This is a genomic window from Bradyrhizobium sp. Mp19 (assembly GCF_029952935.1).
Lineage (GTDB): Bacteria > Pseudomonadota > Alphaproteobacteria > Rhizobiales > Xanthobacteraceae > Bradyrhizobium > Bradyrhizobium elkanii.
Window position 1 is genome coordinate 295,789 of sequence record NZ_JASAUT010000005.1, and the last position, 24,487, is coordinate 320,275.

24 protein-coding genes are annotated in these 24,487 nt (G+C 65.3%); 12 read left to right on the forward strand and 12 right to left on the reverse strand.

What is annotated here, in order from left to right; translation table 11 throughout:
• Positions 1-168: 168 nt before the first annotated feature.
• Complete coding sequence (locus tag QJT82_RS09410; RefSeq protein ID WP_028339153.1) at positions 169-912, forward strand: transglutaminase-like cysteine peptidase; 744 nt, start codon at positions 169-171, stop codon at positions 910-912.
• A 102-nt stretch (positions 913-1,014) separates the two neighbouring features.
• Here QJT82_RS09410 and QJT82_RS09415 read toward each other — a convergent pair whose 3' ends face one another.
• The 6 genes from QJT82_RS09415 to QJT82_RS09440 all read right to left on the reverse strand — a co-directional run bounded on the left by QJT82_RS09415 (position 1,015) and on the right by QJT82_RS09440 (position 7,857).
• Positions 1,015-2,214, reverse strand: a complete 1,200-nt coding sequence (locus QJT82_RS09415; protein ID WP_016846826.1) for an ABC transporter substrate-binding protein — start codon at positions 2,212-2,214, stop codon at positions 1,015-1,017.
• 81 nt (positions 2,215-2,295) lie between these two features.
• Positions 2,296-4,134, reverse strand: coding sequence for an AMP-dependent synthetase/ligase (locus QJT82_RS09420; RefSeq protein WP_028339154.1), 1,839 nt, complete (start codon positions 4,132-4,134; stop codon positions 2,296-2,298).
• 140 nt (positions 4,135-4,274) lie between these two features.
• On the reverse strand, positions 4,275-5,054 hold the full coding sequence (locus QJT82_RS09425) for an ABC transporter ATP-binding protein (RefSeq protein ID WP_028339155.1): 780 nt from the start codon (positions 5,052-5,054) through the stop codon (positions 4,275-4,277).
• 10 nt (positions 5,055-5,064) lie between these two features.
• Complete coding sequence (locus QJT82_RS09430) at positions 5,065-5,823, reverse strand: ABC transporter ATP-binding protein (protein WP_028339156.1); 759 nt, start codon at positions 5,821-5,823, stop codon at positions 5,065-5,067.
• On the reverse strand, positions 5,820-6,971 hold the full coding sequence (locus tag QJT82_RS09435) for a branched-chain amino acid ABC transporter permease (RefSeq protein ID WP_028339157.1): 1,152 nt from the start codon (positions 6,969-6,971) through the stop codon (positions 5,820-5,822). Before QJT82_RS09435 ends, QJT82_RS09430 begins: the two co-directional genes overlap by 4 nt.
• Before the next feature lie 10 nt (positions 6,972-6,981).
• Positions 6,982-7,857: a branched-chain amino acid ABC transporter permease gene (locus QJT82_RS09440; RefSeq protein WP_018269126.1), complete on the reverse strand. Its 876-nt coding sequence runs from the start codon at positions 7,855-7,857 to the stop codon at positions 6,982-6,984.
• Between the two features lie 294 nt (positions 7,858-8,151).
• Here QJT82_RS09440 and QJT82_RS09445 point away from each other — a divergent pair, with 294 nt between their 5' ends.
• Both QJT82_RS09445 and QJT82_RS09450 read left to right on the forward strand, forming a co-directional pair.
• Positions 8,152-8,904, forward strand: coding sequence for an ABC transporter ATP-binding protein (locus QJT82_RS09445; protein WP_028339158.1), 753 nt, complete (start codon positions 8,152-8,154; stop codon positions 8,902-8,904).
• Positions 8,901-10,421 carry a hypothetical protein gene (locus QJT82_RS09450; protein ID WP_028339159.1) on the forward strand — a complete coding sequence of 507 codons (1,521 nt, stop codon included), beginning with the start codon at positions 8,901-8,903 and terminating at the stop codon, positions 10,419-10,421. The genes QJT82_RS09445 and QJT82_RS09450 overlap by 4 nt, the downstream gene beginning before the upstream one ends.
• Positions 10,422-10,424: 3 nt before the next feature.
• Here the strand turns inward: QJT82_RS09450 and QJT82_RS09455 are convergent, their stop codons facing one another.
• Entirely contained in the window at positions 10,425-11,363 is a 939-nt protein-coding gene (locus QJT82_RS09455; RefSeq protein WP_028339160.1) for an alpha/beta hydrolase, read from the reverse strand.
• Between the two features lie 170 nt (positions 11,364-11,533).
• Here QJT82_RS09455 and QJT82_RS09460 point away from each other — a divergent pair, with 170 nt between their 5' ends.
• Complete coding sequence (locus tag QJT82_RS09460) at positions 11,534-12,349, forward strand: MBL fold metallo-hydrolase (RefSeq protein WP_028339161.1); 816 nt, start codon at positions 11,534-11,536, stop codon at positions 12,347-12,349.
• Between the two features lie 11 nt (positions 12,350-12,360).
• Here the strand turns inward: QJT82_RS09460 and QJT82_RS09465 are convergent, their stop codons facing one another.
• The gene (locus tag QJT82_RS09465) at positions 12,361-12,984 is read right to left on the reverse strand and encodes an ABATE domain-containing protein (RefSeq protein ID WP_028339162.1); all 624 of its coding nucleotides are present in this window, start codon (positions 12,982-12,984) and stop codon (positions 12,361-12,363) included.
• A 90-nt stretch (positions 12,985-13,074) separates the two neighbouring features.
• Between QJT82_RS09465 and QJT82_RS09470 the strand changes: the two genes are divergently transcribed.
• The 3 genes from QJT82_RS09470 to QJT82_RS09480 all read left to right on the forward strand — a co-directional run bounded on the left by QJT82_RS09470 (position 13,075) and on the right by QJT82_RS09480 (position 16,158).
• Positions 13,075-14,019, forward strand: a complete 945-nt coding sequence (locus tag QJT82_RS09470; RefSeq protein ID WP_035631024.1) for an EamA family transporter — start codon at positions 13,075-13,077, stop codon at positions 14,017-14,019.
• A gap of 145 nt (positions 14,020-14,164) precedes the next feature.
• Positions 14,165-15,214, forward strand: coding sequence for an amidohydrolase family protein (locus QJT82_RS09475; protein WP_035631026.1), 1,050 nt, complete (start codon positions 14,165-14,167; stop codon positions 15,212-15,214).
• 11 nt (positions 15,215-15,225) lie between these two features.
• Positions 15,226-16,158 carry a GNAT family N-acetyltransferase gene (locus QJT82_RS09480; protein ID WP_051447731.1) on the forward strand — a complete coding sequence of 311 codons (933 nt, stop codon included), beginning with the start codon at positions 15,226-15,228 and terminating at the stop codon, positions 16,156-16,158.
• Positions 16,159-16,343: 185 nt separating this feature from the next.
• On the opposite strand, the gene QJT82_RS09485 is transcribed toward QJT82_RS09480, so the two are convergent.
• The 3 genes from QJT82_RS09485 to QJT82_RS09495 all read right to left on the reverse strand — a co-directional run bounded on the left by QJT82_RS09485 (position 16,344) and on the right by QJT82_RS09495 (position 19,526).
• Positions 16,344-17,600 (reverse strand): aminopeptidase, encoded by a 1,257-nt coding sequence (locus QJT82_RS09485; RefSeq protein WP_028339164.1) that lies wholly within the window; start codon positions 17,598-17,600, stop codon positions 16,344-16,346.
• A 114-nt stretch (positions 17,601-17,714) separates the two neighbouring features.
• Positions 17,715-19,076, reverse strand: coding sequence for an adenylosuccinate lyase family protein (locus QJT82_RS09490; protein WP_028339165.1), 1,362 nt, complete (start codon positions 19,074-19,076; stop codon positions 17,715-17,717).
• A gap of 60 nt (positions 19,077-19,136) precedes the next feature.
• Complete coding sequence (locus QJT82_RS09495; RefSeq protein ID WP_051447732.1) at positions 19,137-19,526, reverse strand: carboxymuconolactone decarboxylase family protein; 390 nt, start codon at positions 19,524-19,526, stop codon at positions 19,137-19,139.
• A 136-nt stretch (positions 19,527-19,662) separates the two neighbouring features.
• Between QJT82_RS09495 and QJT82_RS09500 the strand changes: the two genes are divergently transcribed.
• Genes QJT82_RS09500 through QJT82_RS09515 form a run of 4 tightly spaced genes read left to right on the forward strand, consistent with a single transcriptional unit; the run spans position 19,663 to position 23,268 of the window.
• Positions 19,663-20,622: a tripartite tricarboxylate transporter substrate-binding protein gene (locus QJT82_RS09500; protein WP_028339167.1), complete on the forward strand. Its 960-nt coding sequence runs from the start codon at positions 19,663-19,665 to the stop codon at positions 20,620-20,622.
• Between the two features lie 19 nt (positions 20,623-20,641).
• Complete coding sequence (locus QJT82_RS09505; RefSeq protein WP_028339168.1) at positions 20,642-21,529, forward strand: NAD(P)-dependent oxidoreductase; 888 nt, start codon at positions 20,642-20,644, stop codon at positions 21,527-21,529.
• Positions 21,526-22,506 carry a Gfo/Idh/MocA family oxidoreductase gene (locus QJT82_RS09510; protein ID WP_028339169.1) on the forward strand — a complete coding sequence of 327 codons (981 nt, stop codon included), beginning with the start codon at positions 21,526-21,528 and terminating at the stop codon, positions 22,504-22,506. The genes QJT82_RS09505 and QJT82_RS09510 overlap by 4 nt, the downstream gene beginning before the upstream one ends.
• Before the next feature lie 6 nt (positions 22,507-22,512).
• Positions 22,513-23,268 (forward strand): GntR family transcriptional regulator, encoded by a 756-nt coding sequence (locus QJT82_RS09515; RefSeq protein ID WP_018269133.1) that lies wholly within the window; start codon positions 22,513-22,515, stop codon positions 23,266-23,268.
• On the opposite strand, the gene QJT82_RS09520 is transcribed toward QJT82_RS09515, so the two are convergent.
• Entirely contained in the window at positions 23,265-23,393 is a 129-nt protein-coding gene (locus tag QJT82_RS09520) for a hypothetical protein (RefSeq protein WP_016847287.1), read from the reverse strand. The genes QJT82_RS09515 and QJT82_RS09520 overlap by 4 nt on opposite strands.
• A 387-nt stretch (positions 23,394-23,780) precedes the next feature.
• Between QJT82_RS09520 and QJT82_RS09525 the strand changes: the two genes are divergently transcribed.
• Positions 23,781-23,957, forward strand: a complete 177-nt coding sequence (locus QJT82_RS09525; protein ID WP_162832420.1) for a hypothetical protein — start codon at positions 23,781-23,783, stop codon at positions 23,955-23,957.
• Positions 23,958-24,487: the final 530 nt, after the last annotated feature.

The following is a 24,487-nucleotide window of genomic DNA, read 5'->3' on the forward strand; positions in this document are numbered from 1 at the left end:
CGGTAAAGTTTTCGGGACCCCAAGCAGGCGCCCTTTAGCCTCTTCCCCTGATTCCCCACATCTTAAGTCGATTCGAAGGGATCGTTCGCCATGCTGCCCGGCATGAAACGATCCGGTCGCGTGCGCGGTGCAATATCCACCCACCGATGAGCGGACAGGGGGTGTCAGATGAGATTCTCGCTTCGCCCGCTTGCGCTGCGCGCCATCATGCTGGGCTTTGGCCTGGCGCTAGCCGCGCCGGTTGCCGAGCTAAATGCCGCTTCGCTGCTCTCGCCCGGCCCGGCGACGCTGATCAGAAAGTCGACCGAGCCGTTCGGCCTGACGACCAGCCTGCTTGCCGACGGCGGCCTGCACGACAAATGGCTCGGCGTGCAGCGCCAGCTCGCCGACGAATTGGAGCAACTGGCAGCCTGCGAGAGCGACCGCGCCGGCTGTGCGTCACCGGCGGCGCTGCGATTCCTGGCGATCGTCGATGCCGGACGGGCGCGTCAGGGTCGCGCCCGTCTTGGCGAGATCAACCGCGCGATCAACCTTGCGATCCGTCCGGGCAGCGATCTTGTGGCCTATGGCGAGGCCGACGTCTGGGCGACGCCGCTCGCCACGTTCGCCCGCGGCAGCGGCGATTGCGAGGACTATGCGATCGCGAAATTGGTGGCGCTGCGCAAGGCCGGCGTCGCGCCGGAAGATTTGCGGATCGTCGTCCTGCATGACCTCGTCGGCGGCGAGGACCATGCGGTGGTCGCGGCGCGGCTCGACGGCCGCTGGCTGACGCTCGACAACCGCCGCATGGCGATGATCGAGGATACCGACATCAGGAGTTTTCGGCCGACCTTCGTGATCGACCAGGATGGCGTCAGCCGCTATGTCGATGCCCCGCTCGTCGCCGAGGCCGCGTGGCGCCGGCGCGGCTGAACTGACTGCGTCATTCCGGGGCGATGCGGAGCATCGAACCCGGAAGCTCGAGGTTCCGGGTCTGGTGCTCACGCACCATCCCGGAACGACCCGAGGGTCCGCTCAGAACATCAGATTATCCTTCACCAGCACCCAGCGGCCGCCCTTGACCTGCTGCACCTGGGTGATGGTGTTGGCGAGATGATCCGTCTTGGAGAACTTGGTCGGCGGCGAGCTGAAGATGTCGAGGAATTTGTCGCCTGACTCCAGCGAGTCCAGCATCTTCTGGCCGGTGAGATCCTTGCCCGCCTTCTGCGCGTAGAAGGCGAAGGTCATCACCGCGTTGTAGCCTATGATCGCCTGGGTGTTGGCGTCGGTGTTGAACATCTTCTTGTAGTTCACCAGCCAGTCCTTCACCTTGCCCTTGGCCGTGTCCTCGTAAGGGATCTCGAAGCCCGACGCCGCATAGAGCCCTTCGACGGCTTCCTTGCCGAGCGCCGGCACTTCGAGCACGTTGGTCGGGGTGGCGCCGAGGAAGGTCACGTCCCAGCCGAGCTTCTTGGCTTCGTTCATCGCGCCGATGGTCTCGCGGATCACGGTGCCGAGCACGACGAGGTCGCAGCCGTCGGCCTTCATCTTGGCGACCTGCGCCGAGAAGTCGGAGGCGCCGCGCTTGTAGCTCGTGACCGAGGCCGGCTGCACCTTCATCGCGCCGAGCTGCTGGGTGAAGCCGTCGAGCACGTTTTTGCCGTACTCGTCATCCTGATGCATGATGCAGGGCTTCTTGAAGTTCTTCCACTCCATCATGTATTTGAGCGCGGCGCGCGTGCTCTCGACATAGGGCAGGAGGTTGTTGAACTTCAGCCGCTCCTGCGGCTTGGCGGGATCGAACTTGAAGGTGAATTCAGCAGCCGTCAGCGGGAACAGCTGCAGCACGCCGGCATCGAACAGGACGTCCTGCGCGGCGAGCACGGTCGGCGAGCCCATCGGGCCGATCATCGCGAACACCTTGTCGCGCTCGACCATCTTCTGCGAAGCCAGCACCGCCTTCTTCGGATCGTAGCCGTTATCCTCCAGGATCATCTTGATCTTGCGGCCGTTGATGCCGCCGCCGGCGTTGATCTCCTCGACCGCCATCTTCATGCCGTTGGACACCGGAACGCCCCAGACCTTGATCGGCCCGGACAAGTCCTGATGCGTTCCGATCACGATCTCGGTCGGCGATATGCCTTCATTGGTGACCTTGGTCTGGGCTGCGGCCGGCAGACAGGTCAGCGCCAGCGCGCTCACCGCAAGGCCCAGCGCCTTCAGCGATTTCGACATTGCAGTCTCCTCCTTAACAATGGCCCATGTTGAGCGAAGGGTCGGGCCGGCTCGCTCCTTCGCCAATTTCCTTCTCTTCGGCTATGCCACCGCCCGCTCGCCATACATGGCGTCGATCTCGGCGGCGTAGCGCTTGTTCACGAAGCTGCGCTTCAGCTTCATGGTCGGCGTCAGCTCCTCGTCCTCGGGCGTGAGCTGGCGCTCGATCAGATAGAATTTCTTGACGGTCTCGACGCGCGCGAACTTCACGTTGACCGCCTCGACCTCGCGCTGGATCAGATCCTGGATTTCGCGGGCGCGGCACAGGCTCGCGTAATTGGTGAAGGGGATGTCGTGATCCTGGGCGTACTTCTCGACATTCTCCTGGTCGATCATGATCAGGCAGGTGAGATACGGCCGCTTGTCGCCGATCACGACCGCGTCCGAGACATAGGGCGAGAATTTGAGCTGGTTTTCGATCTCGGACGGCGTGATGTTCTTGCCGCCGGAGGTGATGATGATGTCCTTCATCCGGTCGGTGATCTTGACATAGCCTTCATTGTCGATCGTGCCGACGTCACCGGTGTGCAGCCAGCCTCTGGCGTCGATCGTCTCGGCGGTCCTCTCCGGCTGGTTGAGATAGCCCATGAACAGGAAGTCGCCCTTGATCAGGATCTCGCCCTTCGGGCAGATCATCACCTCGCCCCAGGGCGCGGCCTTGCCGACCGAGCCGAGCTTGATGCGGTCCGCCGGCATCATGGTCGCGACGCCGCAATTCTCGGTCTGGCCGTAGACCTCGCGCATGTCGATGCCGAGCGCGAGATACCAGCGGATCAGATCCGGCGAGATCGGCGCGGCGCCGGTCAATGCGATCCGGCAGCGGTCGAGCCCGAGCATGCGGCGGATGTTGCGGAACACCAGCCAATAGGCCGCGCGGTTGGCGAGCCGCAGCGACAAGGGCGGCGTCTCGCCCTGCAGCCGGCACTCGGTCATCCGGTTACCGATCGCGAGCGCACGGGCGTACATCCAGTTCTGGAACGGGGTCGCATCCTTCAGCGCGATGGTGATGCCGGAATAGAACTTCTCCCAGATCCGGGGCACCGCGAGGAACGCAGTCGGCTGCACCTCGCGCAGATTGTCCGGCACCGTCTCCGGGCTCTCGGCGAAATTCATCACCGACCCCAGCGCGAGCGAGATGTAATAGCCGCCGACCCGCTCGGCGACATGGCAGAGCGGCAGGAACACCAGCCGCTCCTCGCTGTCGGTCGAGGGGTAGAGATCGTTGGCGTGGCGCATCTGGTGCGTCACGCTGCGATTGGAGTGCATCGCGCCCTTGGGCGGGCCCGTGGTGCCGGAGGTGTAGACCAGGATCGCGAGGTCGGAGGCGGTGCGGCTGCCAGTCATCTCGTCCCACAAGGCATCGTTGCCCTGGGCATGGTTGCGGCCGAGCGCGGTGAATTCGGCAAGCGATAGCACCATCGGATCGGAGAAGCCGGAGAGGCCCTCCATGTCGAACACGACGATCTTCTCCAGCGTCGGACAGCGCGAGCGGCAGGTCAGCACCTTGTCGAGCTGCTCCTCGTCCTCGACAAAGATCACCCGCGTGCGGGAATCATTGATGAGGTATTCGACCTGCGCCGCCGAATCGGTCGGATAGATGCCGGACGAGACGCCGCCGGCGCACAGGATGCCCATGTCGGCATAGACCCATTCCGGCACCGCGTTGGCGATGATTGAGCCAACGTCGCCGGGGCGAAAGCCGGTCGCATGCAGGCCGAAGGCGATGTCCTTGGAAATCTGCAGCCATTCGCGCCAGCTGGTCGGTTGCCAGATGCCGAACTTCTTCTCGCGGATCGCGGGCCTGTCGCCACGCGTCTGAACCGCGAGCAGAAAGCTCCTCGCGATCGTGTCGGCAACCGTCAGCACCGCTGGTCCTGCCATGCGCGCTCCCTCCTCCGCCGCCCGTCTCGCCCGCCGGCCCTTGGTGCCGGTCTTGTTGGCGAAACAGGCCTGAAATCTAGCTGCAACCCTGTTTCAGTGCCAAACCTTCCTCGGCGCCAATTTTCAGCGCCAAGTCCTTCTCAACGCCACGTCTTCTTCTTTTTCCAGCGCCGCTCGCCCCGCGCGCCGGCTTCCTTGGCGCCGAGATAGAACTCCTGGATATCGGGTGAATTCATCAGCCGCTCGCAGGTATCGTTCATGACGACGCGGCCGATCTCCAGCACATAGCCGTAATGCGCCGTCTCCAGCGCGATCTTGGCATTCTGCTCGACCAGCAGGATCGACATGCCCTGCTCCTCATTGACGCGGCGGATGATGGTGAAGATCTCCTTCACCAGAATCGGCGACAGCCCGAGCGACGGCTCATCGAGCAGCAACAGCGTCGGCCGGTTCATCAGCGCCCGCCCGATCGCCAGCATCTGCTGCTCGCCGCCCGAAAGCTGCCCGGCCGGCTGGCCGAGCCGCTCCCTCAATCGTGGAAAATAGCCGTAGACGCGCTCGAGGTCCTGCGCCACACCGTCGCGGTCCTTGCGCAGATAGGCGCCCATCATCAGGTTTTCGCGCACCGACAGGAACGGAAACACCTCGCGCCCCTCCGGCACGTGGCTCAGCCCGAGCCGCACGATCCGGTCGGCCTCCATGCGCTGGATCGGCTTGCCGAGGAATTCGATCGAGCCCTTCTGCGGGTCGAGGATGCCGGAGATCGTCTTCAGGACCGTGGTCTTGCCGGCGCCGTTGGCGCCGAGCAGCGTCACGATCTGGCCGCGCGGCACCTCGAGGCTGATGCCGCGGATCGCCATGATCGGCCCGTAATAGCTTTCGATGTTGGAGAGCTTCAGGATGATGTCCGCTGTGCTCATGGCATCATCCTCATGCGCCGAGATACGCTGCGACGACGTCGGGATGGTGCTGCACCTCGGACGGCGAGCCCATCGCCAGCACGCGGCCGTAGTTCAGCGCGATGACGCGGTCGGAGACGCGGTTGACCAGCGTCATGTCGTGCTCGACCATCAGCACGGTGATGCCGAGCTCGCTCTTCATGTCGCGGATCCAGAACGACATGTCGTCGGTTTCCTCGACATTGAGGCCTGACGACGGCTCGTCGAGCAGGATCAGCTTCGGCTCCGAGCACAGCGCCCGCGCCAGCTCGATCACCTTGCGCACACCGTAAGGCAGTCCCGAGATCAGCTTGTCGCGGTAGGGCTCGAGATCGAGGAATTCGATCACCTGCTCGACGCGGCGGCGATGCGCCTTCTCGCCGGCGCGAACGCTCGGTAGGAACAGCAGTTCCTGCCACAGCCGGGTGCTGGAATGGCGATGGCGGCCGACCAGGAGATTGCTCAGCACGGTCGCGTTCTCAAACAGCTCGATGTTCTGGAAGGTGCGGGCGATGCCGAGTTTCGCGATGTCGTAGGCCGGCTCCTGGGTGATGTCCTGATCCTCGAAGAAGATCTTGCCGGAGGTCGGCGGGTAGATCCGCGAGATCAGGTTGAAGATCGAGCTCTTGCCGGCGCCGTTGGGCCCGATGATCGAGAGGATCTCGCCCTTCTCGACCGCGAAGCTGACCGCATCGACCGCCTTGAGGCCCCCGAAATGCAGCGACAGGTTCTCGGCGCGGAAATAGCTCATCTGTTCCGCTCCGATTTCACGTAGATCTTCTGCCGCTTGAAGGTCGCGCGCTTGTAGAGCGGGAACAGCTGGAAGAAGAGCTTGATCTTGAGCCAGCGGCCGTAGAGTCCGAGCGGCTCAAACAGCACGAACAGCACGATGATGATGCCGTAGATCGCACCCTTCAGTCCGTTGGCGGAGGCGAAGGCTGCGACCGCGTCCTGGATGTGGCCCGCGCGCTCGGTGCCGGCGCCGAGGGTCGCCGCAACGCCGCCGATCACGCCGGGCATGTCGTCCTTCAGATAGGTCAGGAACGGATCGATCATGACCAGGAAGATCGCGCCCAGCACCGCGCCGTGCAGGCTGAACGTGCCGCCGATCAGGATCACGATGATGAACTCGATCGAGAGCTGCAGCGTGAACATCTCGGGCGAGATGAAGGACAGCTTGTGCGCGAACAGCACGCCGGCAAAGCCGGTGATCGCCGCCGAGATCGCGAACGACTTCACCTTGTAGAGCGCGACATTGATGCCCATGCTGCGCGCCGCGGTCTCGCTGTCGCGGATCGCGACGAAGGCGCGCCCGGTCGGCGAGCGCAGCAGATTGAGCGTGCCGACGATGGTCAGCACCAGCACCGCAAGGCAGAGATAATAGAAGGTCGGGCCATCGCGCGACACCGTGGTGCCGAGCAGCTGCATGGTCTTGACCCGCATGCCCTCATTGCCGTTGGTGACGCTTTCCCAGCGCGCCAGGATCTCCTCGACGATGAACGCAAAGGAGATCGTCGCGATCACCAGATAGATGCCCTGCAGCCGCAGCGCCGGAAATCCGACCAGCGCGCCAACCACGCCGGTCAACAGCCCCGCAGCGAGGAAGTAGACCGGGAACGGCACATTGAACTGCTGCAGATAGGCCGCGGTGTAGGCGCCGATCGCCAGAAACGCGGCATGGCCGAGCGAGGCCTGTCCGGTGAAGCCGGTCAGGATCAGGAGCCCGACGCCGACGGTCGCGTAGATGCAGACGAAGACCAGCTGGCTCATCAGATAGCTTGAGAGCACGTAGGGCGCGATCAGCAGCACCGCCAGCAACAGGCCGTAGGAATAGATGTAGCCCGAATGCGGGAACAGCTTGATGTCGTCTTCGTAATCGGTCTTGAAGAGAAACCGCATGTGTTGCTCCTCAGACTTTCTTGCGAACATGAAGGCCGAACAGGCCCTCGGGCTTGAGCAGCAGCACCGCGAGCAGCACGATGTAGGGCGCGACGTCCTTCCATCCCTGCGGCAAATAGAAGCCGGCCATGCTCTCGATCACGCCGATCAGGACGCCGCCGACCACGGCGCCCGGGATCGAGCCGAAGCCGCCGAGCACCGCGGCCGGAAACGCCTTCAACCCCAGCACCAGGCCGACATTGGAATGAATGAAGGTGATCGGCGCCAGCAGCACGCCGGCGCAGGTCGCGACCGCGGCCGAGATCGCCCAGACGATCGAGACCACACGCTTGACCGGAATGCCCATGTAATAGGCAGCCAGCATGTTCTCGGAGCTGGCGCGCATCGCGGTGCCGAGCGTGGTGCGGTTGAAGAACAGATAGAGCAGCGCGCACAGGATGATGGTCGCCGCGATCACCGACAGCTTGTCGTAGGCTAGCACCAGGCTGCCGATCCGCAGGACGCCCTGGCTGAACGGCGTTTCGATCTTGAAGTCGTCGGTGCCCCAGATCATGCCGGAGATCGAGCGCAGGAAATAGCCGAGCCCGATCGTCGCCATGATGATGGAGAACTGTGGATAGCCGAGGATCGGCCGCACCACGAGCCGCTCGGCCAGCATGCCGAACAGCGCCATGCAGATCACCGCGCCGGCGAACCCGACCCAGTAATTCAGCCCGAGCATGCCGATGAAGGTGAAGGCAAAAAAGCCGCCCAGCATCATCAAATCGCCTTGCGCGAAATTGACGACCTCGGTTGCCTTGTAGACCAGCACGAAGCCGAGCGCGATCAGGCCGTAAACGCAGCCGAGCGCGATGCCGCTGACGAGCTGCTGAACAAAGTCCAGCATCGTTCCCTCCCCGATGCCCGGCGATTCTTATCCGATCGCTCGTTGCATCCCGCCTTCACGCCCTTGTGTCTGGAGCGCTGAAAGCCGCCTATGTCCCCCCGATTGAGCCAAAAGGCCCGATCCCTGTCAACAAACCGCTGATGTCGCTGTATCATCACATTTGCGGAGATTTGCCGCAGCACGGACTAATACGGATATCACCTTTGATTTGCCCCGTGCGATTCACTGCACCGAAACGGTTTTTGTCCAAGCTTTGCGCAACCGACGAGCGAAATTCCGGATCGCCACCACGCCATGACACCTGAACTGTCCGCACTCGCCGTGCGAGAGTTAACCAAGCGTTTTGACCGCCCGGCGGTCGACGCGCTCGATCTCACGATCCGTGTCGGCGAATTCTATGCACTGCTCGGGCCGAACGGCGCCGGCAAGACCACGACGCTGCGCATGGTGGCGGGGCTGTTGCGGCCCGATGCCGGCTCGGTGTCGATCCTCGGCAACGACGCGCTCGCCGATCCGGTCGCCGCCAAGCAGGTCATGGCCTGGGTGTCCGACGAGCCGATGATCTACGACAAGCTGACGCCGCTGGAATATCTCGAATTCGTCGCCGGCCTCTGGGGCATCGATCCGCGCACCTCGGAGAGTTCGGCGCGCGATCTCCTGATGTCGCTCGGGCTCGAGCCGCATCTCAACGAGCGCTGCGAAGGCTTCTCCAAGGGCATGCGCCAGAAGGTGGCGCTCGCCGGCGCGCTGGTGCACGATCCCCGCCTGATCATTCTCGATGAACCGCTGACCGGCCTCGACGCGCTGTCGGCGCGTCACGTCAAGGGGCTGCTGCAGGAGCGCGTCCGCGCCGGCTGCACCGTGATCATGACGACCCACATTCTCGAAGTCGCCGAGCGGATGGCCGACCGGATCGGCGTGATCGCGGCCGGCCGGCTGATCGCCGAGGGCACGCTGGCCGAGCTGCGCGAGCAGAACGGCCGCAACGACACCACCCTCGAGGATATGTTCATCGCGCTGGTCGACACCGAAGCGGCGGCCGCGTGAGCTCGGTCGCCCACCTCACCTGGTTCGCGCGCCACGAATTCCGCCTGGCGTGGCGCGAATGGCTGGCGATGATGACCGGCGGCCGGCGCCGGCGCAATCGCGCCGTGATCGGCCTCTTGATCTTCGCGGCGATCCTGCATCTGCCGGCTTATGCCGTGGTCAGCCGCTATGCCGACCTGCGGTTTCCGCTCGACCCGTCGTCGCTGATCGTGCTGACCGCGACGATCTTCCTGGCCTGGGCGCTGATGCTCTCGCAGGCGATCGAGTCGGTGACGCGCGTGTTTTACGCCCGCGCCGATCTCGATTTGATCATGTCGTCACCGGCAAAACTCACCAACATCTTCTCGATCCGGATCGCCGCGATCGCGCTGACGGTGAGCAGCATGGCGCTCTTGCTGTCGACGCCGTTCATCGACGTGCTGGTCTATCTCGGCGGCCCGCGCTGGCTCGCCGGCTTCGGCGTCGTCCTTGCGATCGGGCTGTCGGCGGCAGCCACCGCGATCGCCGTCACCGCGTTCCTGTTCCGCCTGATCGGGCCGAGCCGGACGCGGCTGGTGGCGCAGGTCGTCTCCGCCGTGATCGGTGCGGGCTTCGTCATCGCGCTGCAGGTCGTGGCCGTGCTGTCCTATGGCACGCTGTCGCGCTTTGCCTTTCTGACCTCGGAAACCGCGGCACGAATCGCCCCCGCCCCCGACAGCCTGCTCTGGTGGCCGGCACGGGCATCGCTCGGCGAGCTCGAAATCATGATGCTGCTGCTCGCCGCGGCGCTGGTGATGCTCGGCGGCGTGATGGCGATATTCGCACCGCGGTTTGCCGATACGGTCGCCAGCGTCGCCGCCAATCCGGCTGCGGTGACGCGGGGACGCGCCCGCGCGTTCCGGGCGGGCTCGCGGCAGCAGGCGCTGCGGCGCAAGGAATTCTTGCTGCTGCGCCGCGATCCGTGGCTGCTGTCGCAGAGCCTGATGCAGATGCTCTATCTGCTGCCGCCGGCGCTGATGCTGTGGCGCAGCTTCTCCGGCACATCGACCGCGATCGTGCTGATTACGCCTGTCATCGTTATGGCCGCAGGCCAACTCGCCGGCGGGCTCGCCTGGCTGACCATCTCCGGCGAGGACGCGCCCGATCTGGTGGCGACCGCGCCGCTGCCGCCGTCACGCGTGACCCGCGCCAAGGTCGAGGTGGTCCTGTTCGCAATCGCCGTGGTCTTCGCCCCGCTGGTGGCCGCGCTGGCGTTTGCCTCGCCAGGGCAGGCCGCGGTCACGGCGATCGCGATCATCATCGCGACCGCATCCGCCGCCGCCGTCCAGCTCTGGTTCCGCGCGCAGGCCAAGCGCAGCCAATTCCGCCGGCGTCAGACCTCCTCCCGCATCGCCACTTTCGCGGAAGCCTTCTCCTCGATCGGCTGGGCCGCAACCGCGGCGCTGGCCCTGACAATCCCGACGGCCGCGCTGGTCAGCGGCATTCTGACGCTGCTGACGCTTGCCATCGCCTGGAAGATCAGCCCGCGGCGCGCGTAAGATTTAACCCTTCACCAGCTCCATCACCGCCGCGGCAAACGCCTCCGGCGCTTCCTGCGGCAGATTGTGGCCGGCGCCCGGGATCACGCGATAGGCCCGGCGGGCCGTGTATTTAGCCGCGCTGGCGCTGCCGTCGCCGGCAGCTGTAACCCCGTCATCGCCGCCGTCGAGCGTGATGGTGGGGACCGTGATCACCGGCAGCGCGGCCAACCGCCGCTGCAAATCCACATATTGCGGATCCCCATCGACAACGCCGTAGCGGTGCCGATAACTGTGGATCACCACGTCGACATAATCAGGATTGTCGAACGCGACCGCAGTCCGCTCGAAGCAGGCGTCATCGAACGCCCAGCTCGGCGACCATTGCGTCCACAGGATCTTGGCGATGCCGCGCCGGTTGGCGGCGAGCCCCGCCCGCCCTCGCTCGAGCTGGAAGTAGTACTGATACCACAGCGCCACCTCGCGATCCGGCGGCGCCGGCACCATTGCATGCGCGATGTCCTGGATCATGTAGCCGTTGGTGCAGGCGAGTCCGATGCATCTTTCCGGCCACAGCGCCGCACCGATCGATGCGGCGCGGCCGCCCCAGTCATAGCCGGCGAACACCGCGCGCTCGATGCCGAGCGCGTCCATCAGCGCCATCATGTCGGCGCCGACCGCCGCCTGCTCGCCCGAGCGCGGCGTTGACTTGTCGCGGAACGCCGTCGGTCCGTAGCCGCGCAGATAGGGCACGATGACCCGACAGCCCTGCGCCGCCAGCAGGGGCGCGACGTCCACATAGGAGTGGATGTCGTAGGGGAAGCCGTGCATCAGCATCACGGCCGGCCCATCGGATGGGCCCGCTTCGTAATAGGCGATGCTGAGCACACCGGCGTCGACCTGCCGTAACGGCTCGAACCGTTTGGTCGAAGGCGCGCGCTGCGATGAGACGTTATCAGTCACGCAGAACTCCCTGATCTCGGTTTGCGCGGCATCCTAGCGTGTCCCGACGCAATAATCGCCGGCTCGTATTGCAGCCCGCGCCATGGAGCGATGCACGGGCCTCATCATGACGGCGCGCCAATTGCGCGCTAGTCTTATCGTCCGCGGATGCCGCCGCAGACGGAACAGTCATGCTGAGATTGCTCGCCGCGCTCGTCTTGCTGGGAACGTTCACCAGCCACGCCTTCGCGCAGGACGCCCAGCGCAGCGAATGCCTGGCGATGGCCAATGCGCCGCCGCGCGCCGTCCCGGTGAACTACCGGCGCGTCGCAGCCAAAGCCGACGAGGTCGCAATCACCTATGCCGGCCATTCGACCTATTACATCGACACGCCGGGCGGCGTCCGGATCGCGACCGACTATAACGGCGTCTATCGGACCGGGCGGCTGCCCGACGTCGCGACCATGAACCGGGCTCACGCGACCCATTACACGCTGTTTCCCGATCCCAAGATTCCCCACGTGCTGCATGGCTGGGGAGAGAACGGCCAGGCCGCGCACTACGCTGAGCGCATCGGCGACGTCTATATCCGCAACGTCACCACCGACATCCGCCGCTACTGGGGCGAAGACTCCGGCGGCGAGATGATCAAGGACGGCAATTCGATCTTCATCTTCGAGGTCGCCGGCCTCTGCATCGGCCATCTCGGCCACCTCCACGTCAAGCTCGACGACAGCCATTTCGCCGCGATCGGCCGGCTCGACATCGTGATGGTGCCGATCGACGGCACCTATACGATGTCGCTCGACGGCATCTCCGAGATCACCAGGCGATTGCGCGCCGCCGTCGTGCTGCCGATGCACCGCTTCGCTACCCCGCTCGACGAGTTCATGCGCCTGATCGGCCAGCAGTTCGAGATCGATCGCCGCGGCGGCGAGCGCACCCTGCGGATCTCGCGCGACACCCTGCCGGCGAAGCCGACGGTGATCATCCTCGACGGGGTGTGAGGCTCACGTCGTCATTCTTCCGCCGCTTGGCTGCGCTGGTAATGCCGGCGCGATTTGGCGAGATTGCCGCAATCGCCCATCGAGCACCACCGCCGGTTCTGGGCACGGCTCTCGTCGACGAACAACCAGCCGCAGCCCCGCTCGTCCTGGCACTGCTTCACCCGCTCAGCACGGGGACCGGTCAGAAGGCTCACCGCCGACCACGCAATCGGCTTCAACAGCGCGTCGGGCGTGACCCTCCCGGTGGTCGGCAGCCACCGCAGGGTGTCGCCGACGGTTCCGAGCGCAACACCACCCGATCCAGTTCCGAGAGACCGGTTGAGATCGGCCACCGCCGTCGGATCGGCCCGGCCACCCCCGATGCGAGCAACAAATAACTGGTAGAGCGCCTCGCGCAGGCCATGCGCGGCATTCAGAAAGGTATCGGCCTCGCGCGGTGAGGATTTCCATCGCGCCCTGAGCTGCGCGGCGACCCGGCGGTCCGCCAGTTCGGCATCGACCAGCCATTTCAGGATGGAGTCCGAGGTCGCGATCCGGTCCTCAACCAGGTCGCGGAGACGCCATGCGACGGTATTGACGAACTTGATGCTGAGCTCTTCCCGGGACGACGCCTCAGGCGAAGGAACACGCGACATGGTCCAGCAACTCCTCTGGAACGCATAACCCCTTAATGGGTTGGATTTGACAACCCATTAAGGGGTTAGAATCTAGCTCGGGAGCCTCGCATGTCCAAGCGCCTTTTGATTGTCGGCGCGTTCGCCGCCATCTATCTGCTTTGGGGTTCCACCTACTTCGCGATCGCGCTCGGTTTGAAGTCGATCCCGCCGTTCCTGCTGATGGGCCTTCGCTCGCTCGGCGGCGGCCTGATCCTGATCGCTCTGAACGGGGCGGACGTCACGCGCGTTTCGCGGTGGAACTGGCTGACCGCAGCGCTCTGCGGCGTGCTGTTCTTCGTCGGCTGCCATGGTGTTCTCGCTTATGCCCAGCAATCGGTTCCGTCCGGCATCGCCGCGATCATGCTGGCCACGATTCCGTTCTGGGTGTTGCTCGTCGATTTCCTGCATCCGCAAACCCGGCGTCCCGCGACCATGACGCTGGCCGCATTGCTGCCCGGCCTTGCAGGTGTTGCAATCGTGGGCTGGCAATCGGCCGGACAGGGCCATTTCAGCATCCTCCCCATTCTGCTGCTGCTCGCTGCGGCGTTCTCCTGGGCGGTGGGCACGGTGCTGTCGCGTCGGACCTCGGATCATGGCTCGCCAACATTGTCGTCAGGCATGCAGCTGTCGATCGGCGGCGCGGTCCTGTTTGCGATCAGTGTTGCGTCCGGTGAACTGGAAGGCTTCTCGCCGCGCGACGTTTCGGCGCCCTCGCTCGCGGCCGTGATCTATCTCGCCATCGCCGGCAGCGTCATCGGCTTCACGGCCTTTCGCTGGCTGCTCGACAATGTGTCGATGTTCATGGTCTCGACCTACATCTTCGTCAACCCGATCATCGCCGTGCTGCTCGGCACGCTGATTCTGGGCGAGCCGTTTTCCGTCATGATGTTGTTTGGAGCGCTTCTCGTCATCGCCTCGGTCATCATCACCTGGCGCGCCGAGCAGGCATCGCCGGCGTCGGCGAGGCAAGCTCAGTCGATGACATGGTCGCGACCGGCAATGCGGTCGGGATGACCGGTACGCGCAGACATACGCATGCTTCCTCAGGCAGAGGTCAGGCAGAGGCTCGGGTTTGACGCGCTCCGCCGCGGCTCGTTATCCTCCCCACAGCCGACATCGTATCGGCGGCCGACAAGAGCAAGAACAGGGAGCATCATCCATGGCCAGCACTCTGCCCTCCTCCGCCAGCGGGCTCTATGCCAACCCGCGCGAAGACTGGCTCGCCCAATACACTGAAGAGATCATCGATCCGGCCCGGCCGATCGTCGATCCGCATCACCATCTCTGGGATCGCGGCGGGCTTCGCTATCTGATCGAGGAGATGCGCGACGACATCGCGTCCGGCCACAACATCGTGGCCACCGTCTATGTCGATTGCCGGTCGATGTACCGCGCCGACGGCCCGGAGGCGTTCCGCCCGGTCGGCGAGGTCGAGTTCGCCAACGGCGTCGCGGCGATGGCGGCGAGCGGCGGCTACGGCAAGGCGGCGATCTGCGCCGGCATCGTCAGCCACGTTAACCTTCTGATTGGCGATCAGGCCAAGGCGGTGCTGGAGGCGGAGATTGCCGCCGGCAACGGCCGGTTCCGCGGCATCCGCCACTCCTCGGCCTGGGACGAGGACCCCAACGTCGCGCATATGTACGCGAACCGGCCGAAGGGTATTCTGCTGGACTCCACCTTTCGTAGGGGGTTCGCCTGCCTGGCACCGCTCGGCCTCAGCTTCGATGCCTGGTTGTTTCACCCGCAGATCGGTGAGTTGACCGACCTCGCTCGCGCCTTTCCCGATACCAGGATCGTGCTCGACCATTGCGGCGGCCCGGTCGGCACCGGCCGCTTCGCCGGCAAGCGCGCGGAGACATTTCCGGTCTGGAAGGCGTCGATCCAGGAGATCGCCCAATGCCCGAATGTCGTCGTTAAGCTCGGCGGGCTGGCGATGTGCCTGCTCGGTTACGACTTCCACCTCCGCCCCAGGCCGCCCTCGTCGGAGGAACTCGCCGCCGCCTGGCGGCCTTATATCGAGACCTGCATCGAGGCGTTCGGTCCGGACCGTTGCATGTTCGAGAGCAACTTCCCACCTGATAAGGGGCAATGCAGCTACCAGGTCATCTTCAACACCTTTAAACGGCTTGCATCACAATATAGCGAAGCCGAAAAGACGGCGTTGTTCTTGAAGACGGCAAAGGATGTCTATCGGCTCGATATCGGGTAAACTCTCGACTCATGGATGACGGCATCACCATCCGGCCGCTTCGAGAGGCTGATGCGGAAGCGGTGGTCGAACTTTACGCAAAGGCAGCCGCGGTGGAACCGCGGCTAGGCCCTGTCACGCTGCCGCAATGGGATCAGTTCCTGAAGCTGCCGCAGAACCGCGGCGGGCGCGACTTTCGCGTTGCCGAGCGCAATGGCGTGCTCTGCGGCCTCGCCGAATCGTCGTTGCGCGACCAGGGCGCGCATCATTCCCGGTTCCTCAAGATCGTCGTGGCGCCCGAGATGCGGCGCCACCGGATTGGCCTCGCACTGTTCGACCACGTGCTTGCGATCGACACCGATTCCAATCTCGCCGTACAGACGCTGGTGAGCAGCGACTGGCCGGCCGGAATGGCCTTCGTGGCTGCCTTCCGCTTTGTTCATGTCGAGTCCGAGATCGGGATGAAGTGCGTCGAGCCGCTGCAGCCGGCGCGCACGCTCGCGGCCGCGCGCGCCACCATCGAGCAGGTCAGCGACGTCACCGCCTGCGCGGGCGAGGTCGCGCGCATCCACAATGCCGCCTATGCCTCGGACGCCGCCTTCCGCCTGTATTCGCCGGAGGAGATGGCGCAGGTCCTGACCGAGAGCGAAGTCTGGATCGCGTCGGAGGATGGACAGATGTCGGGCTTCTGCCTGACCGAGCCGGAGCGGAACTCGATGTGGATCGAGTCGGTCGCCGTCGATCCGGTGCGGCAGGGACGCGGGCTCGGCCAGTTGCTGGTCTATCGCGTGCTGGCTGCACACGACGTCTCGGTCGAGCACCCCTGCTGGCTCAACGTATCGAGCCGCAACGCTCCGGCGCTGAAGATCTATCGCCGGCTCGGCTTCCGGCCGCAGCACGAGACCTGCCGCTTCAGCGCCCCGCGAGGCGAACTGATCGCCGCGCGGGAGCGCAAGTTTCGCTAGTCACAGTCCGGCGGCGCAAACCTATCCCCGTCACCCTGAGGCGCGAGCGGAGCGAGCCTCGGAGGGCGAACGGCCGGGCTCTCTCCACATCCGCGAGATGCGGGCCGTGCATCCTTCGAGGCGCGCAAGAGCGCGCACCTCAGGATGACGGAACCAAGCTCGAGAGGACGGGGTGAGCGGCCCCCTTACGCCCACTCGCCCTTGCGGAACACCGGCACGCTGCGGCCGTCGGCGTGGATGCCGTCGATGTCGGTGTGCGCCGAGCCAATCATCCAGTCGATATGGATCAGGCTCTTGTTGCCGCCCTGCTCGGCGATCTGCTGCGGCGTCAGCTTGTCGCCATTAACGAAGCATTTCGAGTAGCACTGGCCGAGCGCGATGTGCGAGGCGGCGTTCTCGTCGAACAACGTGTTGAAGAACAGCAGCCCACTCTTCGAAATCGGCGAGGAGTGCGGCACCAGCGCGACCTCGCCGAGGCGGCGCGCGCCCTCGTCGGTGTCGAGCACCTTGTTCAGCACTTCCTCGCCGCGCGAGGCCTTGGCCTCGACGATGCGGCCTTCCTCGAACTTGACCGAGATATTGTCGATCAGCGTGCCCTGATAGGACAGCGGCTTGGAGCTGACGACGTGGCCTGAGACGCGGCGGCAGTGCGGGGTGGTGAAGACTTCCTCGGTCGGGATGTTGGCATTGCAGACGATGCCGTTCTTGGCGGTCGACGCACCACCCTCCCATTCATGACCGTCGGCGAGGCCGATCGTGAGGTCCATGCCGGGTCCGGAATATTTCAGCGCGTGGAAGCGCTGGCCGTTCAGCCATTCGGTGCGCTCGCGGAGCTTCGCATTGTGCTTTGCCCAGGCGGCGACGGCGCCATCCTGATCGACCCGGGAGGCGGAGAAGATCGCGTCCGCAAGCCTGGCCACCGCAACGTCCTCGGCATCGTCGGGGAACACCTGCTTGGCCCAGGACGTGCTCGGATAGGCGATGATGTTCCAGTTGGTGTCGAAATTGACGATCTTCTCCAGCGCCGGCTGGTAGGCGATCGAATTGGCCTTGCTGGCGCGCGCCACCTTGGCCGGGTCTTCGCCCGACAACAGCATCGGATTGTCGCCGACGATCGCAAGCCGCGCGGTGTTGGCGCCGAACGCCTTCGCCATGCCCTCATAGAGCCAGCTTGCGGCACGATCGAAACTCGCATCGCTGGCGTAACGGTAGCGCGCCAGCGTGAGCTCTTCGTCCGAGAAGAACGGGGTCACGAGACCAGCACCGGCCTTGTAGGCATGCTCCACCACCCGCCGCACCAGCGGCATCGCCGCGGCAGGCGCCGTCAGCAAGAGATCCTGGCCCGGCTGCAACTGCAGGCCGACCTTGATCGCGACTTCGGCGAGCCGATCGAGTTTCACGGGATCGATCGAGGCGGAAAGGTTGCGTTGATGTGCGGTCATGGAGCGCCGTGTCGTTTGAGGAACTCTCGGGATTCGTAGTCCAATTCGATCCGCATCCGCAAGGTTCCCGGCCACCGCGCTCGATCACGCGACGGCGAGCAATTGCCTCGAATTTTACCGCTTCACCGAGGCCAGCACGCGGTCGACCATCTCGGGCGCGAGGCCGAGATAGTTTTTCGGCGCGGTGAGGCGGTCGATCGTCGCCCGATCGATCCGGCTGGCAACGCGATCATCCGCGGCCAGCGCCTCGGCCAGCGTCAGGCCCTTGTCGTTGGCGACGCGGCAGGCGTCATAGACCACGTCATGCGCCTCCTGCCGGCCGATCGCGGGCGCGAGGCCCATCATCACGGCTTCGGCCACGATCAGCCCGCGGCTGATGTCGAGATTGTCGGCCATCCGCCGCTCGTCGACGATCAGGCCGCCAAGCGCGAACCTCGCCTGATGCAGCGCGCCCGCGGTCAGCACGAAGCTTTCCGGGATCGCCATCCATTCGGCGTGCCACGGACCGGTGGCGCGCTCGAAATCCTGCACCATCGCATCCAGCATCAGGCCGGCATGCTGGCGCACCGCCTTGGCGGCGGCGAGCATCAACTCCGACGAGATCGGGTTGCGCTTCTGCGGCATGGTCGAGGACGCGCCGCGCCCCTTCACGAACGGCTCGTAGACCTCGGCGAACTCGGTCGACGCCATGATCATGATGTCGAGCGCGATCTTGCCGAGCGTTCCCGTGACCAACGCGAGGAAATTCACCGCTTCCGCCAGGCCGTCGCGGGCAACATGCCAGGTGGAGACGGGCACACCGAGCCCGAGCTCTTCGCACAGCGCCTGCTGGACCTCGAAGCCCTTGTCGCCGAGCGAGGCCAGCGTGCCGGCGGCACCGGCGAACTGGCCGACCAGCACGCGCGGCTTCAGCTCCACGAGCCGCGCGGCATGGCGATCGAAGGCGGCGAGCCAGATCGCGGTCTTGTAGCCGAAGGTCACCGGCAGCGCCTGCTGCAGATGGGTGCGCCCGGCCATCGGCGTGTCGCGGTATTTTTTCGAGAGACCGGCCAGAATGCCGCGCAGCGCGGCGATGTCGTCCTCGATGATCTTCAATCCGTCGCGCAGCTGCAGCACCACGGCGGTGTCCATGATGTCCTGCGTGGTCGCGCCCCAATGGACATAGCGACCGGCTTCGCCGCACTGCTTCGCCATCTGATGCACCAGCGGCAGGATCGGGTAGCCGACCACGTCGGTCTCCTGCCGCAGCAGATCGAAATCGAACGCGGCAACATCGGTCCGCTTTGCGATCTCCGCGGCGGCTTCAGCAGGAATCACGCCACAGCGCGCTTCGGCCTTCGCCAGCGCGACCTCGACCTCGGCATAGCGCTCGATCAGCCGCAGGTCGGAAAACACCCCGCGCATCTCGTGCGTGCCGAAGGCATCGCGAAACAATACGGAATCGAGCACGGTGGTCGAGGTCGGGAAGGCGGACATGGGCAGATCCTGTTGCCGGTCGCGGTCGGCAACGTCCCTATCACGGCGCAGGCCGGTGCCCTACCCCTCAGGCGGCACCTCGCCGAACACCTCGGCTGCGATCTTGCTGGTCTCGATCGCGGCCGGAATGCCACAATACATCGCGACCAGCAGCAGCACGTCCTGCACCTGCGCGGCGGTGCACCCATTGGCCAGCGCGCCCTTGGCATGCACGCGGAACTCGGCCGGTTTGCTGCTCGCCGCGGTGATGCCGAGCATCACGAGGCTGCGGATCTGGTCGGACAGCCCGCTGCGCTCCCAGACGTCGCCATAGACATAGGCATTGATGATGTCTTGCAGCGGCGTGCCGAAATCGCCGGCAGCGGCCATCCGCTTGGCGACATCGCTCTCGCCGAACATCTTCTGGCGCCGGCGCAGTCCGCGCGCATGGAGATCGCTGATGTCCACCATCGTCGTCGGGCTCCCTGAATGGACTATTTATACGGATAAATATGATGCACCTCAACATTCCAGCAGGCCCGACGCTTGCCTTTCTGATGTATTTGTCCGTATAAATTTGCAAAAGCAGACACGGGAGGGGACCGGGATGAAGTTACGGCTGGGGCTGCTCGTCGTCCTGCTTGCGACGCTTCCGGTCCTGCCGGCTTTCGCCGCCGACGATTTTCCGCAACGGCCGCTCAAGATCATCGTGCCCTTCCCGGCCGGCGCCGGTCCCGACAATGTCGCGCGGCTGGTCGGCCAGCATCTGCAGGACGCGTTCGGCCAGACCGTGCTGATCGAGAACCGCGCCGGCGCGCTCGGCAGCATCGGCGCGCAGGAGGTCGCCCGCAGCGCGCCCGACGGCTACACGCTGTTGATGGGCACCAACACCACCCATGCCAGCAACGTCGCGACGCTGAAGAGCCTGCCCTACGACCCGGTGAAGGACTTTGCACCCGTGATCCGCACCACCACGACGGCGATGGTGCTGCTGGTCAATCCGAAACTCGCGGCCAGGGACCTGCCGCAGTTCCTCAGCTACGCCAAGGCCAATCCCAATCTGACCGCGGGCTACGGCTCCGGTGCCTCGCAGATCTCGATCGCCCAGCTACAATCGCGCGGCGGCCTGTCGCTGATCGCGGCGTCCTATCGTGGCGTGCCGCAGGCAATGACCGACGTGATGGCGGGGGTGATCGATCTCACCTTCGGCGACTTCTCGGTCGCGATCCCGCAGATGCAGGGCGGCACCTTGCGCGGCATCGCCGTGACGTCGGCGGCCCGCAACGAGCTGACGCCGGATCTGCCCGCGCTCGCCGAAGCGATGCCAGGCTTCGAGGCCACGATCTGGTACGGCCTGTTCGCGCCCGCCGGCACGCCGGAACCGGTGGTAAGCAAGCTCTACGCCGAGTGTGCGAAATACCTCGCGATGCCGGAGACGAGGAAGAAGCTCGCCGATGTCGGCGTGATGGTGGCGCCGCTGGCGCCGGCCGAGTTCGGCGCCTTCGTCAGGAGCGAGGTCGTGCGCTGGTCGGCGGAGGTCAAGGCGGCCGGTATCCAGCCGCAATAAAGCGAGGCGGCGTCGCATCATGGCTCGCGAGACACCTGTTGGCATGATTGGCCTGGGGCTGATGGGATCGGCACTTTCCGCACGGCTGATCGACGCCGGCATCGGGGTGATCGGCTTCGACATCGACGCCGCGAAGACGGATGGCCTGAGAGCCAGCGGCGCCGAGTTCGCGGCGTTCGCCGCCGACGTCGCGGCGCGCTGCCGGACCATCGTCATCGCGGTGTATGACGCGGCCCAGGTCAGGACGTTGCTGCCGGACCTCGCCAACGCGACGCCGCCGCCGCGCGTCATCTGCACCACCACCGGCGCGCCGGGCGAGATCGTGGCAATCGCCGAATTCGCCTCCCGCTCGCGCCTCGCCTTCGTCGAAGCGCCGATCTCGGGGACCAGCGCCGAGGTGCGTGCGGGCACGGCCACCGCGCTGGTCGCCGGCGATGCCGACGTCATCGACGCCGCCGCGGCGACGCTCGATATCCTCTGCCCGCAGCGGATCAATGTCGGCGCGGTCGGCAATGCCAGCCGCACCAAGCTCGCCATCAACCTCATCCTGCAGAACAACCGCGCCGCGCTGGCCGAGGGCATCGCCTTTGCCGAGAGCCTCGGCCTCGACGGCGCGGTGTTCCTTGCGACCGCGCGGCAATCGGCGGCATATTCCAAGGTGATGGACAGCAAGGGGCCGAAGATGCTGGCGCGGGATTTCTCGCCGCAATCGCACATCGCGCAGACCTTGAAGGATGCCGAACTGATCCTGCAGGAGGCCGGTCGGCACGGCCTGCCCTTGCCGCTGACCTCGGTGCAGGCCGGACTGCTGCGCGCGGCGATCGCGCTTCAAGGGCCGGACAACGACAGCGCCGCGGTCATCGAGGCGATCCGGGCCGGCCGCGGCCACGGCGAGGGACAGTCATGATCAACTGTGCGATCGCGGGCCTCGGTCGATGGGGCCGCGCGCTGGTCGGGGCCGCGCGCAACGAGCCGCGGCTCAGGATCGTCCGCGCGGTGGAACCCGACGCCAACAGCGCCGCCAGCTTTTGCGAGGCGCACGGCCTCTCCGTCGCGGCGAGCCTGGACGATGTCCTCGCCGACCCTCGCATCGATGCCGTGCTGCTGGCGACGCCGCATTCGCTGCACAAGGGCCAGGTGATCGCGGCAGCCGGCGCCGGTAAGCAGGTGTTTTGCGAGAAGCCGCTGGCACTTCGGCGCGCCGATGCCGCAGAGATGTTCGCGGCGTGCCGCAGCGCCGGCGTGGTGCTCGCGGTCGGGCATAACCGGCGGTTCTGGCCGTCGATGCAGGCGCTGCGCGCGGTCACGGCCAGCGGCGAGCTTGGCACCATCCTGCATGTCGAGGGCCACAACAGCAACGAGAACTCGCAGACCATCACGCAGGGCTGGCGGCTGTCACCCGAGGAATCGCCGGGCGGCGGCCTGACCGGCGCGGGGCTGCATGTGCTCGACGGCTTCGTCAGCCTGCTCGGCCCCGCGCGCCAGGTCTATGCCCGGTTGAGTGCGCGCGAGGCGGGACCGCCGCCGCTCGACACCACAACTTTGACGATTGAATTTGTGAATCACGTCAGCGGTACACTTGCGACGATCCGCGCAACACCGTTCTATTGGCGAATTCATGTGTTCGGCACGGAAGGATCGGCCGAGGTGCTCGACGAACAGACGATGGTGCTGCGGAAATCCGGCGAGGCGCCCGCGACCACGCGCTATCCGGCGATCGATAGCCTGACCGCGGAACTTGCGGCCTTTGCCGACGCTGTCGAAGGCAAGCAGCCGTTCCCGGTGCCTGAAGCGGACGTGCTGGCGACGCTCGCCGCGTTCGAGGCCGCGCTGCAGTCGATGCAGTCTGGACATCCGGTTGCCTGCCATATGGCATGCCAGTGATCTGCCATGTCTGAACAACCGGACAGGGCGAGATCGTCCCGCTACCGCGACATCGCCACCGGGCTGCAGAAGGACATCCGGCTCGGCACCTACGCGGTCGGCAATCTGCTGCCGACCGAAACCGAGCTGATGGCGAGCTACCAGGCCAGCCGGCAGACCGTGCGCGAGGCGCTGCGCATCCTGATCGACCAGGGCTTGATCGTGCGCCGCGCCGGCCTCGGCTCGGTGGTGATCGCATCCGAGCCGCCGGTGCTGTTCACCCACAGCGTCAAGTCGCTCGGCGAGTGGCTGCGCTATTCCAACGAGACCTACCGCGAGGTCGTGGCCAGCAGCGACATCGTGGCCGACCGCAAGCTGGCCGGGCTTTTGAAATGCGAGCCTGGCAAGAGCTGGTTCCTGATCGAGGCGGTGCGCCGCTCCGACCAGTTCGCCGCGCCGCTCGGCTGGGCCGAAATCTACGTGCTGCGCCGGTTCGCCGATGTCGTGACCCGCAGCGACCACGGCCGCACCCCGGTGCATGAGCAGATCGCCAGGATGTACGGCCAGGTCACCGAGCGCGCGCAGATGGAAATCTTCGTGCGGGGCATGCCGGCGCCGATCGCCAGGGCGCTCGGCGTCAAGACCGGCTCGCCGGCGCTCACCGTGGTACGCCGCTACTACGGCCAGCGCGAGGAACTGTTCGAGGTCACCATCACCACGCACCCCGAGGGGCGCTACACCTACACGATGGATATGCAGCGCTCGCTGCGGCCGAAGCTCTAGCGCACCCGGGCCAGATGAGTGCTGGCAGAGGTATGTGCCGTCTGCGGGGTGCCGCTCACGCCCCAGATCGCGACCGCGATCAGCGCGGCCGCCCAGACATAAGGCACAGCATTCAACTTCTTCATTTCCGGGATCATCCCCAACGTCTCAGGAGGACCGACTGACCTCTCGACCCGGGTCGTGAATCTCACCACCGCGGTCCTCAGCGTCTCACCAGGCAGCCGTCCTTCACAACGCTACTAAGGTTAGACCTTGTCGGTTTCAGGACGCCTTCGTGCGAATCCGGAAATGATTTCGTCGGAACCGGGCTCTCTCATCCGAATTGATGAGACGGCGGGCCGAAGCGGTTCGGCTCCATTCGAGGCAACACTTAAGAGAATTTTCTGCCCAAATTTGAGTCAGACGCACAGCAAACCTTCCAAAGATGCGCCCACTGAATTCTTTTTGATTGTCGCCCCGACTCCCGCCGTGCCATCAGGGCCTGTGACACTGTGATGACAAGGGTTTCTCCCGTGACTGCCGAACCGGCCAAACCGCAAGGCGACTCCCGTCGCCGCTCCAAGGAAACCCAGGACGAGGTCGCGCGGTCGCTGGAACGGGAATTGAAGCTGCTGACGGAAGAGCGCCAGGAGCGCGCGCTCCGGTTCGGCCTCGACATTGCGGGCAAGACGCCGAAGGTGGACCAATAAGGTCGCCGCCGCGCTGAGAGCCTCGGGCGCACAGTTTTCATAGCACTGTCGATTCGCGCGGCCGTCTGCCATGGCAGGCGTGCGTGTTGGCGTACGCCGGTCGTGATTTCCTGCGGCCATGCCGGCGAGGTCGCTGCGCGGGCACGACGCCTTCTGCACTATTGCAACGACCAGTCCCAGCCACAACGTCCGCCGCGGCGTATGGGTCCCTGTGTCTTGGAAGTCTGTCAGGATGAGGGTGGGCGGGAAGCCGTTGGGTCCTTGGCGCTTGACGCCGTGAGCCGGCTCGGTCTCCCGCCCGTTCCATCTATCAACCTGAACAGTTGCACGAGGCTGCGCCAAACAGACCTCGCATCACAGGGACAGGCACCGTGATCATAGCTCTTCGTTACGTCGGAATCGACATCTCCAAAAAACACCTCGATATCTTTGATGAGGCTGACGGCGTGCCGAGGCGCATTGCCAACGCGACACAGGCCATCACACAGCAGGTGGCGCGTTGGCAATGCGATGCGCTGGTCGTCTTCGAG

Excerpts from the sequence above, each read along its gene's own strand:
- QJT82_RS09425 (WP_028339155.1), bottom strand. The coding sequence starts at position 5,054 with ATGAGCACAGCGGACATCATCCTGAAGCTCTCCAACATCGAAAGCTAT.
- QJT82_RS09410 (WP_028339153.1), top strand. The coding sequence starts at position 169 with ATGAGATTCTCGCTTCGCCCGCTTGCGCTGCGCGCCATCATGCTGGGC.
- QJT82_RS09490 (WP_028339165.1), bottom strand. The coding sequence starts at position 19,076 with ATGTCCGCCTTCCCGACCTCGACCACCGTGCTCGATTCCGTATTGTTT.
- QJT82_RS09470 (WP_035631024.1), top strand. The coding sequence starts at position 13,075 with ATGTCCAAGCGCCTTTTGATTGTCGGCGCGTTCGCCGCCATCTATCTG.
- QJT82_RS09475 (WP_035631026.1), top strand. The coding sequence starts at position 14,165 with ATGGCCAGCACTCTGCCCTCCTCCGCCAGCGGGCTCTATGCCAACCCG.
- QJT82_RS09415 (WP_016846826.1), bottom strand. The coding sequence starts at position 2,214 with ATGTCGAAATCGCTGAAGGCGCTGGGCCTTGCGGTGAGCGCGCTGGCG.
- QJT82_RS09465 (WP_028339162.1), bottom strand. The coding sequence starts at position 12,984 with ATGTCGCGTGTTCCTTCGCCTGAGGCGTCGTCCCGGGAAGAGCTCAGC.
- QJT82_RS09430 (WP_028339156.1), bottom strand. The coding sequence starts at position 5,823 with ATGAGCTATTTCCGCGCCGAGAACCTGTCGCTGCATTTCGGGGGCCTC.
- QJT82_RS09485 (WP_028339164.1), bottom strand. The coding sequence starts at position 17,600 with ATGACCGCACATCAACGCAACCTTTCCGCCTCGATCGATCCCGTGAAA.
- QJT82_RS09500 (WP_028339167.1), top strand. The coding sequence starts at position 19,663 with ATGAAGTTACGGCTGGGGCTGCTCGTCGTCCTGCTTGCGACGCTTCCG.
- QJT82_RS09520 (WP_016847287.1), bottom strand. The coding sequence starts at position 23,393 with ATGAAGAAGTTGAATGCTGTGCCTTATGTCTGGGCGGCCGCGCTGATC.
- QJT82_RS09515 (WP_018269133.1), top strand. The coding sequence starts at position 22,513 with ATGTCTGAACAACCGGACAGGGCGAGATCGTCCCGCTACCGCGACATC.
- QJT82_RS09445 (WP_028339158.1), top strand. The coding sequence starts at position 8,152 with ATGACACCTGAACTGTCCGCACTCGCCGTGCGAGAGTTAACCAAGCGT.
- QJT82_RS09480 (WP_051447731.1), top strand. The coding sequence starts at position 15,226 with ATGGATGACGGCATCACCATCCGGCCGCTTCGAGAGGCTGATGCGGAA.
- QJT82_RS09510 (WP_028339169.1), top strand. The coding sequence starts at position 21,526 with ATGATCAACTGTGCGATCGCGGGCCTCGGTCGATGGGGCCGCGCGCTG.
- QJT82_RS09440 (WP_018269126.1), bottom strand. The coding sequence starts at position 7,857 with ATGCTGGACTTTGTTCAGCAGCTCGTCAGCGGCATCGCGCTCGGCTGC.
- QJT82_RS09435 (WP_028339157.1), bottom strand. The coding sequence starts at position 6,971 with ATGCGGTTTCTCTTCAAGACCGATTACGAAGACGACATCAAGCTGTTC.
- QJT82_RS09495 (WP_051447732.1), bottom strand. The coding sequence starts at position 19,526 with ATGGTGGACATCAGCGATCTCCATGCGCGCGGACTGCGCCGGCGCCAG.
- QJT82_RS09460 (WP_028339161.1), top strand. The coding sequence starts at position 11,534 with ATGCTGAGATTGCTCGCCGCGCTCGTCTTGCTGGGAACGTTCACCAGC.
- QJT82_RS09420 (WP_028339154.1), bottom strand. The coding sequence starts at position 4,134 with ATGGCAGGACCAGCGGTGCTGACGGTTGCCGACACGATCGCGAGGAGC.
- QJT82_RS09505 (WP_028339168.1), top strand. The coding sequence starts at position 20,642 with ATGGCTCGCGAGACACCTGTTGGCATGATTGGCCTGGGGCTGATGGGA.